At 39.1% G+C, this 12055-nt stretch carries 10 protein-coding genes; 6 read left to right on the top strand and 4 right to left on the bottom strand.

Going from position 1 to position 12055, the window contains the following annotated elements; translation table 11 throughout:
• Window positions 1-2: 2 nt before the first annotated feature.
• Window positions 3-1106 carry a DNA polymerase III subunit beta gene (gene dnaN / locus ND6B_RS14155; RefSeq protein WP_008112965.1) on the bottom strand — a complete coding sequence of 368 codons (1104 nt, stop codon included), beginning with the start codon at window positions 1104-1106 and terminating at the stop codon, window positions 3-5.
• A gap of 13 nt (window positions 1107-1119) precedes the next feature.
• A complete protein-coding gene (dnaA, locus tag ND6B_RS14160) occupies window positions 1120-2508 on the bottom strand; it encodes a chromosomal replication initiator protein DnaA (RefSeq protein ID WP_008467048.1) in 1389 nt (462 codons plus the stop codon).
• Window positions 2509-3014: 506 nt separating this feature from the next.
• Between dnaA and rpmH the strand changes: the two genes are divergently transcribed.
• From rpmH to yidC, 4 genes are all read left to right on the top strand, one after another.
• The gene (gene rpmH / locus ND6B_RS14165) at window positions 3015-3149 is read left to right on the top strand and encodes a 50S ribosomal protein L34 (RefSeq protein WP_008112968.1); all 135 of its coding nucleotides are present in this window, start codon (window positions 3015-3017) and stop codon (window positions 3147-3149) included.
• Between the two features lie 7 nt (window positions 3150-3156).
• A complete protein-coding gene (rnpA, locus tag ND6B_RS14170) occupies window positions 3157-3582 on the top strand; it encodes a ribonuclease P protein component (protein WP_008467046.1) in 426 nt (141 codons plus the stop codon).
• Window positions 3583-3708: 126 nt separating this feature from the next.
• Window positions 3709-3984, top strand: coding sequence for a membrane protein insertion efficiency factor YidD (gene yidD / locus ND6B_RS14175; RefSeq protein ID WP_008467044.1), 276 nt, complete (start codon window positions 3709-3711; stop codon window positions 3982-3984).
• Between the two features lie 8 nt (window positions 3985-3992).
• Window positions 3993-5627, top strand: coding sequence for a membrane protein insertase YidC (gene yidC, locus ND6B_RS14180; RefSeq protein WP_013466276.1), 1635 nt, complete (start codon window positions 3993-3995; stop codon window positions 5625-5627).
• Window positions 5628-5681: 54 nt separating this feature from the next.
• Here yidC and ND6B_RS14185 read toward each other — a convergent pair whose 3' ends face one another.
• Window positions 5682-6890 carry a PepSY-associated TM helix domain-containing protein gene (locus ND6B_RS14185; RefSeq protein WP_033102896.1) on the bottom strand — a complete coding sequence of 403 codons (1209 nt, stop codon included), beginning with the start codon at window positions 6888-6890 and terminating at the stop codon, window positions 5682-5684.
• A 9-nt stretch (window positions 6891-6899) separates the two neighbouring features.
• Entirely contained in the window at window positions 6900-9029 is a 2130-nt protein-coding gene (locus ND6B_RS14190; protein WP_033102895.1) for a TonB-dependent siderophore receptor, read from the bottom strand.
• A 205-nt stretch (window positions 9030-9234) separates the two neighbouring features.
• On the opposite strand from ND6B_RS14190, the gene mnmE reads away from it, so the two are divergent.
• A complete protein-coding gene (mnmE, locus tag ND6B_RS14195) occupies window positions 9235-10599 on the top strand; it encodes a tRNA uridine-5-carboxymethylaminomethyl(34) synthesis GTPase MnmE (protein WP_033102894.1) in 1365 nt (454 codons plus the stop codon).
• 961 nt (window positions 10600-11560) lie between these two features.
• The gene (locus tag ND6B_RS14200) at window positions 11561-12010 is read left to right on the top strand and encodes a flavodoxin domain-containing protein (RefSeq protein ID WP_033102893.1); all 450 of its coding nucleotides are present in this window, start codon (window positions 11561-11563) and stop codon (window positions 12008-12010) included.
• Window positions 12011-12055 lie beyond the last annotated feature (45 nt).

The raw sequence follows: 12055 nt of genomic DNA, 5'->3' as shown, positions 1-12055 counted from the left end.
TCTTATAAACGCATAGGCATAACGACGTACATCGCTTCTTCATCGCCTGCACCTTCTATTAGTGCACTGCTATTTGAATCGGCAAGTGTAAATAACACATCTTCAGTTTTTAATGTATTTAATACATCAAGCACGTAAGACACATTAAACCCTATTTCTAGGTCATCGCCCTCGTACATTACTTCAACTACTTCTTCCGCTTGTTCTTGCTCTGGGTTGTTAGCCGTAATTTTTAATAAACCGTTTGATAAATTTAAACGTACACCACGAAATTTTTCGTTCGATAAAATCGATACGCGTTGAAATGCATTACGTAACCATTCTCTGTTTGCTGTAATAACTTTATCGCCACCGCGAGGTAAAACACGGCGGTAATCAGGGAAACGGCCATCAACTAATTTACTCGTAAACGTAAACTCAATATCAATAATACGGATGTGGTTAGCACCAAACTGAATAGTCACTAACTCTTGGTCGGCAACCATTAGGCGCATAATTTCTTGCACGCCTTTGCGCGGTATAATTAATTGGCGCTGTGTATTTAATGACTGACCTAGTTGCTTTTGTGCAATCGCTAAACGGTGCCCATCAGTGGCGACTGTTTTTATATCGCTGTTATCAACTTCAAACGACATGCCGTTTAAGTAATAACGCACATCTTGGTTTGCCATTGAAAAGTGCGTGCTTTCAAGTAATTTACGTAACTCTAAACGCGTTAGTTGAAATTCAACTTCACCATCCCACTGCTCTAAATTAGGAAAATCTTCAGCCGCTAATGTGGTCAATGAAAAACGACTTTTACCACTGGTTAAAAGTAACTGATGATCTTGTAAGCTTAATGTAAGATCAGAACCATCCGGTAAACTTTTACAAATATCGAGTAATTTTTTAGCCGGTAATGTGAGCTTGGTATCGGCAACATCATCACCTACAAACACGCTCGCCACTAATTCAATTTCAAGGTCGGTCCCTGTCATTGAAAGCTGGCCATTTTCTACCACGAGTAATACGTTAGATAAAATAGGTAACGTATGCTTACGCTCTATGGCACCCGATACTTGCACCAATGGTTTTAAAAATTGTTCTCTTGATATTGTTATTTGCATAATAAAGTCAGCCCTAAGATGACAATGTTCTTATTAAATTTTGGTAATCTTCTTTAATCTCGTGGCTTTCGTCACGTAATGATTTAACTTTGCGACACGCGTGCAGTACTGTTGTATGGTCACGCCCACCAAAGGCATCCCCAATCTCAGGTAAGCTGTGATTAGTGAGTTCTTTAGATAATGCCATGGCAACTTGGCGCGGCCTTGCTATAGAGCGGCTGCGGCGCTTAGACAGTAAATCAGACACACGTATTCTATAGTATTCTGCTACCGTACGTTGAATATTGTCTATGGTGACTAGCTTATCTTGCAGTGCGAGTAAATCACGCAGTGCTTCTTTTACAAAGTCGATAGAAATTGGGCGGCCGGTAAAGTTTGCATTAGCAATTACACGGTTTAAAGCCCCTTCAAGTTCACGTACGTTTGAACGTAATTTTTTAGCGATAAAAAATGCCACTTCATGCGGTAAATTAATTTTACTTTGCTGGGCTTTTTTCATCAAAATGGCAACGCGTGTTTCAAGCTCTGGCGGCTCAATCGCGATAGTTAATCCCCAACCAAAACGAGATTTAAGGCGATCTTCAACCCCTTCTATCTCTTTAGGATAACGGTCAGAGGTTAAAATAATTTGCTGGTTACCTTCTAATAATGCATTAAAGGTATGAAAGAACTCTTCTTGTGAACGTTCTTTATTAGCAAAAAATTGAATGTCATCAATCATGAGTGCATCAACACTGCGGTAATAACGCTTAAACTCTTCGATCGCATTATTTTGCAGTGCTTTAACCATGTCTTGCACAAAGCGTTCTGAATGCATGTACACAATTTTAGCATCTGGCTTATTGGCCATAATACCGTTGCCTACCGCATGTAATAAATGCGTTTTACCTAAGCCCGTACCACCGTAAATAAAAACAGGATTAAATGCAGAGCCAGGATTATCTGCTACCTGAGTGGCAGCCGCTTTTGCTAATTGGTTAGATTTACCCTCAACAAAACTGTCAAAGGTATAGTTTTCTTTAATGTTTGATTTATAACCCGATTTAGGAGCGGGCTCAACAACTGGTTTTTGTTCTCGTGGTTGTTGTTTTGCCGTTGCTTGCGTACTTGGTGCTGATTGTGTTTCAACTACCGGCGCAGCTTGTGCATTTAATAGCGGCTTGCTGCCTACATCAAAGCGTAATTCAGGGGCTTCTACACCACAAATTTCAACCAGTAACTCATTTATTCTATTTAGGTATTTTTCTCTTACCCAATCAAGTACAAAACGATTAGGCGCATAAATCGTCAAGGTATCTTCGGTACTTTCTGCTTGAAGTGGTCTGACCCACATACTAAATTGCTGCGAAGGCAATTCATCTTGCAATACATATAAACAACTTTGCCAAACCGACAGATACACAGTAAAACTCCCAGAGATATAATTTTTATTCCCGCACATCAATAATGATTTAAAAATCACACCTGTATTGCGTTTAAATGGCTCAATAAGCAGCCCAAGACCGACTATTATGAATGCACTTTATCCACAAGTAAAAGATTGATTTTTATAAAATTGTTGATATCGATGTATAAATATAATAACAGACTGATTTAAATAGCTTTTTATTTTAAAGCCTGATTAGAGATCATAACAAAACTGGCAGCAGATCGCGACTATAATTTATGATCTAATTTACTTTTCCCATGCTTTTATTCACTTTTTATACAGGGGCTGTGGAAAACTTCTTATTTATGATGATCCTATCGGATCATGAAAATTGATCATAAATAAACATGCTTTACGCGCTCTATTATGATTGACTTTTCGTCACTTCATCTATAATATCTCGCGCTCGCAATGGCACCTGTGCCAGGATCGCGACCTGCATAGGATGTTTTAACTTTAACCGATCGGATGAGATTGTTATGAAAAGAACTTTTCAACCTAGCGTTTTAAAACGCAAACGTACACACGGTTTCCGTGCTCGTATGGCAACTGTAAATGGCCGTAAAGTATTAGCTCGTCGCCGTGCTAAAGGCCGCAAAGTTCTTTCTGCTTAATTTATAAGTGGAAGACTTTAGCTTTGGCAGGGAGTTACGTCTGTTAACTCCCTCGCATTACTCTCGCATATTTAATGAACCCGCTCGGGCTGCAACTCCTTTCTTTACTTTATTAGCAAAACCAAGTGACCAGTCAAAACCTAGGTTAGGCCTTACTGTTGCTAAAAAACGTGTAAAAAAGGCATGTCAACGAAACCGTATTAAACGTCTTGCTCGCGAAAGTTTTCGTTTAAACCAACATACTCTCGATAATATAGATATTGTGTTGATGGTAAAAAGTGGCATTGATGAACAGTCCAATGAAGAATTAACCAAACAACTAACAAAGTTGTGGCGTAAAATTAATGAACGCTGCAAACCCGGTGCCCCTAAACCGCCACCATTTAAAAAACGCCCAAACAAATCAGCTAAATCGACTAAACAAACTCAATAGCAATAGAATTACAGGGTTAATTAAGGTATCTTTAGCTCACCTTTTAATCATGCGTTTAAAATCTTAAAGTAAGTCTTTAAATACATGGTATCTATTCACTAAATATAACGTAGGGGCATGTACAACATGAGGTTACTTAAACCACTTGCTGCGTTACCAACACGTTGTTTAGTTTTATTTATCCGCGGTTATCAAAAGTGGATTAGCCCGCTATTGGGTCCGCATTGTCGTTTTAATCCAACCTGTTCTAGCTACGCTATTCAAGCAATTAATTTGCATGGTGCAGTAAAAGGCAGTTGGCTCGCAGTTAAACGCATATTAAAATGCCATCCTTTACATTCAGGTGGAGACGACCCCGTTCCTGAAAAATTAACCCGTATTAACCACCAACACGAGAAATAAGAGCTGTTATGGAATCGCAACGCACGTTTTTATTCATCGGCCTAATGCTAGTGTCGTTTTTATTATTTCAAGAATGGAATAATGACTACAACACGCCAAAAGCCGATCCTAGTGCCACTACACAAACACTAAAAGCAAACTCACCGGAATCAGATGATTATGTTCCAGCTTCATCAGACTCTGGTTTACCTGCTTCAACTACTTTAGCTAAACGCTCAGTCATTGATATTACAACTGACGTGTTCAAAGTTAAAATTGACACCAAAGGCGGTGACATTGTTGAAACAGACTTAATTAATTATAAAGAAACCAAAGGCAGTGATGTTCCTTACATGCTACTTGGTGAGTTTGATGGTAAACAATACTTTTCACAAAGTGGTTTAATAGGTTTAAATGGCCCAGATGCATCTGCAAATGGTCGTCCTACTTACCAATCAGAGCAAACCTCTTACACCTTAACAGGTGATGAGCTTCGCGTTCCACTGCAATTTACCGACAGCAACGGTGTAAGCTTTACTAAGACTTATGTATTCAAAAAGGGTCAGTATGATGTTGGCTTAGAATATAAAGTTAACAACACCACCAGCGCGCCTGTACAAGTACAGCTTTACACACAAATAAAGCGTACCGTACAAGAAAAAGGCAGCATGGTTGATCAAAACTATTTAGGGGCTGCATACGGTACAGATGAGGAACCATACGAAAAGTATAGTTTTTCAGATATGGCCGATAAAAACCTAAACATTAATACCCAAGGTGGTTACGTTGCCTTTATTCAGCATTACTTTGTAAGTGCTTGGGTACCAATGCAAGATCAAGCGAATACACTTTATAGTTTAATTACTAAAAGTAATGCGGCTATTATTGGTGTTAAAGACGAAGCGGTAAATGTTCAAGCTGGTAGTGAGCAAGTACTTACTGCAACTTATTACATGGGCCCTAAAGAGTCAGATAAACTTGAAGCGATTCACACTGACCTAGACTTAACCGTTGATTACGGTTGGTTATGGTTTATCTCTCAGCCGTTATTTGTACTATTAAAATGGTTACACAGCATTTTAGGTAACTGGGGTGTAGCAATTATAGCCATCACTATTATCGTTAAATCATTAATGTACCCACTTACTAAAGCACAATACACCTCAATGGCTAAAATGCGTGCATTACAGCCTAAGATGAAAGCGCTAAAAGAAAAGTATGGCGATGATCGTCAAAAATTCGGCCAAGCGACCATGGAAATGTACCGTAAAGAAAAAGTAAACCCTATGGGTGGCTGTTTCCCTATTTTACTGCAAATGCCAATCTTCTTAGCCTTGTTCTATGTATTCTTAGAGTCTACAGAACTTCGTCACGCTGAATTTGTACTTTGGCTAACAGACCTTTCTGCGAAAGACCCATACTACGTATTACCAATCTTATTTGGTGCGAGTATGTTTATAACGCAAAAACTACAACCTATGACGGTTACCGATCCAATGCAGCAAAAAATGATGACCTTTATGCCGGTTATCTTCTCTGTGTTCTTCTTATGGTTCCCATCTGGTTTAGTACTTTACTGGTTAGTGTCTAACCTTATCTCTATTGTCCAGATGTTAATCATCTACCGTGGCATGGAAAAGAAAGGTATTAAAGTAAGGGGCTAACTCCCCTTACCTACAAAAAAGGCGACCTAGGTCGCCTTTTTTAATATCTGAAATTTACTCACTAAGAATAGGCGAATAAAGCGACTTTGGTACACTGCGCTCACTAAAGTTCACACCCGTTATTGTCAGAGAGAAAATAGCTAAACCTATCGCCACGTAACCTGATATGCCTAACCACTCAAAAACAGTTTTTTTACGCCTCACTCTGAGCCAACTCATATATATGCCAACAGCACTAACAAAACTCATAAAACCGCCGAATAGCGCCCAAATAAGTTTAGTGCCGAGGCCTGCAAAGTTACCAAAATGCAAAGGATCGGCAGTATCTTTAATACGAGGAATAAGCGGTAAATCCTCTCCTTTTTGTACTGCTAATACTGTGCCTGTCGTTGGCTTTAAATACACGCGATTGGCGCGTAAGCGAAGTAAAATATCATCGTTATAACCACGTACTTCAATAGGTTGATTCTTTTTATTACCATAACGTATATAGCGAATATCAAGCGTCGGAAATGCCTGCTGAGCAGCGTTATAAGCCTGAGTTAAGCTTATTGGTGTTGCATTAACAGTGGGTGTTTGTTTTTTAAATTCACTAACAGCGACTGGTGGTGCAATATAATGCTTTATTTTCGCTGTTTGCAAACCATGTTCAATAAGGTACCACAGACCTGTTATGGCTATGATAGCCATAAACCACATACTCCATAACCCAAGAAACTTATGCCAATCAGACCAGCCATTACGTTTATCTAAAACCAGCTGGGCAGGCTTTTTAAAAAAGCCCTGCCACCAGCGACGATACACATAAAAACTCGAAACCAGCAGAATAACCAATAAAATACTTAAGCTTGTAACAATTAGCTTACCTATCCAGCCCATGGATAAATACATGTGCCAGTTACGTAAAAACCGTGAAGCACGTGCCCATTCACCCTCACCTAACACATGCCCTGTGGCTGCATCTAAATAAATAAACCGAAATGCGTCATCTATTTTTAGTGCAACTTCCAAAGCCAAGTACTCTTGCTTATGGCGCTGAAGATACAACACTTGTGCACCTGAATAATGCTTGTTGAGGGTATTTTCAATGGCTTGATAGTTGGTGATTGAAGAGGACGTTAACGCACGATACTTACTGTCTGTCAGGTATTCAATTTCATGACTTAACGTCGCAAGTGTACCAGATAAACAAACAACAAAAAGCAGGACACCAACAAAGAGCCCTGCCCATGAATGCAGATTAAACCATTGTTTAGCGTTCACACGCCACCTTTAAAAGCTGTATTTAGCACTAAGATAAATACGGCGAGGTTCACCTGGGAAGTGCCCTGTACGTTCAATAAAGCCACTACTAGCATATTCTTTATCAAACAAATTTTTAACCGACAATTGCCACTGCCAATTATCTACTGTGGTTTGCCATGCCATATTATAAATAGTGTAAGGCTTAACTTGTTGACCACCTAGGCTTAGCTGTTCGTCAACATAGTCTAAACCGGCAGAAATAGAGGAAGATAAGCGAGGAAGCTCGTAGCGTGTCCAAATGCCCACTGTATTTTGTGGGGCATTAGCAAACTTATCACTATCAGGGATTTGATTACGAATGCTTTCATTCGCTTTAGTGATACGGGTATCATTATAGGCATAGTTAGCGGTCACAACCCATCGCTCGGTAATATCACCAACCACTTCAATTTCAAATCCTTTACTTTCTACTTCACCTACAGCCACTAGGTCGTCAACACCATCGCCAGCCACATCACCTAATAAGTTTGCTTGGAGGATATTTTCACGAACAATATTGTAAGCAGCCAAATTAACTGCCAAGCTATCATCAAGCAGTTTACTTTTTAAACCAACTTCATTGATACGGCTTGTTTCTGGAGAAAATGGCCCACCCTTAGCCCTTTCTTGATCACTTGCACTTTGTGGAACAAAGCCCGTACCGTATAAAGCATAGGGGTAGAAAGTATCGTTAATGTTGTAAGTTGTACCCACACGATAAGTCACATCACTATCTGAAAACTCAGTTTGATTTAACTCGTCTTTATCTTCAAAGCGATCATATCTTAACCCTGCGGTGATACTCCAATTAGTGGTGATATCGAGCTGATCTTGAACATAAGCACCAAAACGAGTACTATTCGTTCGACCTAACCGTGGTGTTATGCTATCTAAATTATAATCATCAGCCGCTGTAAGCCCGTACTCAGGATTGTAAAGATCAAGCCCAGGTACAGGCCCACCTTGACTCTGTTGCTTTGCCGTACGATAAACACTTTCAAAGCTATGCTCATACCAATCACTACCCAGTAATACTTGATGTTGCATATCAGCCAATACAAACTCCGCAACCGCATTAGCCGTTAAACTAAAACCTTCATTCTCACGAACTTGATCACGAAACTCTCGATCACTCCAATCAAGCACACCATCGCCATCTGTATCATCGAGTCCTTTCGGTTCATGATAGTTTTGCACTTCTTTATTATCGAAATAACGAGCCGTAATATCCGTTCGCCAAATATCATTAATATCGTGCTTTAAAGTAGCTTGATAAACATGAGCTTCAACATTTTGAAAGTCAGTCGCTTCATTATGATTCCAGCTAATATCTGTAATAAATTGGCCATTATCATCAGCGGGTACACCGCGTAAACGTGCACCATCTAACTCTTGCTCAATAAAAGTGTATTGCGTAGTCAGCTCTGTCGCACTATTAATTAACCAAGTATAACCAAGATCAACAATGGTGTTATCGCTACTGGTATTAGTACGAAATGGATTTTCTGAATCACGATATAAACCAACACGGTAAGCATGGTTATCGAGCGATTCACTTAGCGTACCAGTACTTTGTATTGCCCCACTGAAAAAGTCATCATTGCCTACTTCAACTTCAATGCTGTGCTCATCGGTAAACTTTGGCTTTTTAGTTACATAATTAATAATGCCGCCAGGGTTTCCGCTACCATAAATAGCGCCCGCAGGGCCTTTTAATACGGCAACTTGTTCAATATTAAATAACTGTGGGACAGCAAAACCATTAAATGGGTCGCCTTTTACACCATCGTATAAGATCTCATCTTGGCGAAAACCACGAAACGTCACCCCGGAATAACTAAATGCGTTAACCCCTGCAATATTGCTATATAAATCGGTAATTTGACGTGCAGCCTGATCGTTAATTAACGCTTGGGGAAGAATTTGAATGGACTGCGGGATTTTCTCGATTGGGGTATTTGTGCGAGTCCCAAAACTGGATTCTGTTGGTCTGTATAAAGAAAAAGCACGGCCAACAACATCAATAGTTTCTATTTCATTTTCAATATTTTGATTTTCAGCTAGTGAAGAACCTGAAAAACTGACTAGAACAGCCAATAAAACTGGAGAATAGCGCATAAAGTTTAAGTACGTAGAAAAATAATACGCATATGCTAATGAATATAGTTATCATTTTCAATAACTGGTTATTAATTAAAACTAAATAATGAAATGCTTAAAATGTATCTGCTGACGCATTTTTACATACAGCTATTCGCATGAAATAAAGCCATAGGTTACAATACAAACCAGCATTCACTTTCATATTGGCAATTTCAAACGCATGATTAATCAAGACACTATCGCAGCACAAGCAACCGCACCAGGACGTGGTGGGGTTGGTATTATTCGTGTTTCAGGCAGCCTAGCAAAGCAAGTCGCTGAGAAAATAGTAGGCAAAATACCTAAAGTTCGCTTTGCCGACTACGTGCCTTTTAATAACCTTGCAGGGGATCAGCTTGACCAAGGTATTGCAATTTACTTTGCCGGCCCACACTCATTTACCGGTGAAGACGTACTCGAACTTCAAGGCCATGGTGGCCCTGTTGTCCTTGATATGCTACTTAAAGAAATAAGTAAAATAGACGGTGTACGTTTAGCAAAGCCTGGTGAATTCTCTGAGCGTGCCTTTATGAACGACAAGCTTGATTTAACTCAAGCTGAAGCTATTGCAGATTTAATTAATGCAACCAGTGAGCAAGCGGCTAAAAGCGCCCTACAGTCACTTCAAGGCCAATTCTCTAAGCACATAGAAACCTTAGTAGAAAAAGTCATTCACTTACGTATGTATGTAGAAGCAGCTATTGATTTTCCTGACGAAGAAATCGATTTTTTATCAGACGGAAAAGTCGGCGGTGATTTGAATGCCATTATTGAGCAACTTAATGCGGTTACCAATCAAGCCAAACAAGGTAGCATAATGCGCGAAGGTATGCGTGTCGTTATTGCAGGTCGTCCTAATGCAGGTAAATCAAGCTTACTTAATGCATTAGCAGGACGAGAAGCGGCAATCGTAACTGAAATAGCCGGCACCACCCGCGATGTACTTCGTGAGCACATACATATAGATGGTATGCCACTACATATAATCGACACCGCAGGCCTGCGTGAAAGCCCAGATCGCGTTGAACAAATAGGTATTGAGCGTGCATGGGATGAAATAAACCAAGCCGATCGCGTGTTATTTATGCTTGATGGTACAGATACAGCCGATACCGACCCTCATGCTATTTGGCCAGAATTTATGGCTAAGTTACCCCAAGGTATGGGCGTGACCGTGATCAGAAACAAAGCCGATTTATCAGGTGATGTAGTCGGTATAGATCAAGAGCAACAATATCCGGTCATCAGTTTAAGTGCTAAAAATGCTGACGGCATTGAACTAGTGCGTGAGCACTTAAAAGCCTGTATTGGTTTTGATGGGGCCACAGAGGGTGGATTTATGGCGCGTCGTCGTCACTTAGATGCCCTTGAGCATGCAGCCTACCACTTAGATACCGGTAAAACACAATTAGAAATGCATGTGGCCGGTGAAATTTTGGCTGAAGAACTGCGTTTAACGCAGCAGTATCTTAACGAAATAACTGGTGAATTTACCTCAGATGATCTACTTGGCAAAATATTTAGCTCGTTCTGTATCGGTAAATAGTCGAATTAATAAGTAACGATATAATTTATTAAGGGTGCTTAGGCGCCCTTTTTAATGCCTAATATTTACAATAACAACTTACCTAGCTGTGCTTTAATAATCCACTTTAAAAACCAAACAGACTACAAATACAGTTTAAGCTGCACTTATATCAGCCTCAATTCGCCTTTAATAATGTACATAAAAAATGTAACAACGCTAATAATCACAGCAAATAGCGGCTAGAACGCCTTAATTTATAGAAAAAATAGCCGTAGTTATGCCTATTAAACACTCTAAAAGTGAAGCTATAGCATTGGTTATCCATGTTTGAATAGGGGGAATTATCAAGTTATAAAAACAAAACGTAGCTAAAAAATACGTTTTGTTCGTCTACACCACCAGCAAAATTCAGTTAAATACTAACTTTAGATCACTCAAATTTATTTTTTTTCAGATCAGTTATCCACAATTGCATGTTTTTTTGCCTCAGCGATAAATTAAACGTCTTTAAAATTGGGAAATAAGCTGTATTTAATTAAAAAAGGGCTGTTTATTAAAAATAATAATGGTTATTTAGCCTGATCTGACTAAATAGATCATTTTTTAAAATTATTTTCGATCCCAATTTAAGGTTATCAACAAGCTTTATATCCACATTAAGATCAACAAGCATCTATACGTTTATTTTCAATCGCTGGTGGCAAATACTAAATATAAAATCAATGACTTAGCAATAAAACTGCAACTTTAATTGATAGTTAAGCAGAGCTTTCCCCAACCTTATCAACAACTTGATCAGAAGATTACATTTGAAGATATTTTGTTAAACCTTTAATTATCAGGTGCTTAAGCAGTACATTTAAGTGAAGGCTTAAATAAGTACAAAAATAGTTATACAAAAAAGCACTCTTAACTTTACTGTTATACTCACTGAGCTATCATAGGCGGCAATTAAAATTAATAGTGATCACAAATATTCATGAGTTCAGTAAATCTTATCGTTGGTAGTCAAATGGGATCCGCCGAGTACGTTGCCGAGCAACTAAGCGATGCGCTTAATAACCAAGGCATTAATACCCAACTACATGATCAACCTGAATTTAGTGAAATAGATCAGCAAAATACCATTTGGTTAATTTGTACATCAACCTATGGTGCGGGTGATTACCCAGAAAACCTTATTAACTTTGTTGATGAGTTATCTCAAGTTGATGATTTATCGCACTTAAAGTACACGGTCATCGCTTTAGGCGATACCAGTTATGACACGTATAACCTTGCAGGGCGTAATATAGATACGCTTTTAAGCCAAAAAGGCGCGATACAATTAGCACCGCGCTTAGAACTGAATATTCTTGATGAAGTACTTCCAGAAGATACGGCCTTAGCTTGGTTAGACTCGTGGATAGCAAAAACAGGTCTAAAATAGAAAGATCAAGTAAAAAGTTATAAATAAAGTTACCCACAATTTACT

The sequence above is a fragment of the Pseudoalteromonas sp. ND6B genome (genome assembly GCF_000764215.1).
GTDB classification, from domain to species: Bacteria; Pseudomonadota; Gammaproteobacteria; order Enterobacterales; family Alteromonadaceae; genus Pseudoalteromonas; species Pseudoalteromonas tetraodonis.
This window is presented reverse-complemented; position numbering and strand designations above follow the sequence as displayed.

What these genes read in the sequence shown, in the direction of transcription:
- dnaN (WP_008112965.1), bottom strand. Translation starts at nt 1,106, where the DNA reads ATGCAAATAACAATATCAAGAGAACAATTTTTAAAACCATTGGTGCAA.
- rpmH (WP_008112968.1), top strand. Translation starts at nt 3,015, where the DNA reads ATGAAAAGAACTTTTCAACCTAGCGTTTTAAAACGCAAACGTACACAC.
- yidD (WP_008467044.1), top strand. Translation starts at nt 3,709, where the DNA reads ATGAGGTTACTTAAACCACTTGCTGCGTTACCAACACGTTGTTTAGTT.
- yidC (WP_013466276.1), top strand. Translation starts at nt 3,993, where the DNA reads ATGGAATCGCAACGCACGTTTTTATTCATCGGCCTAATGCTAGTGTCG.
- ND6B_RS14190 (WP_033102895.1), bottom strand. Translation starts at nt 9,029, where the DNA reads ATGCGCTATTCTCCAGTTTTATTGGCTGTTCTAGTCAGTTTTTCAGGT.
- mnmE (WP_033102894.1), top strand. Translation starts at nt 9,235, where the DNA reads ATGATTAATCAAGACACTATCGCAGCACAAGCAACCGCACCAGGACGT.
- ND6B_RS14200 (WP_033102893.1), top strand. Translation starts at nt 11,561, where the DNA reads ATGAGTTCAGTAAATCTTATCGTTGGTAGTCAAATGGGATCCGCCGAG.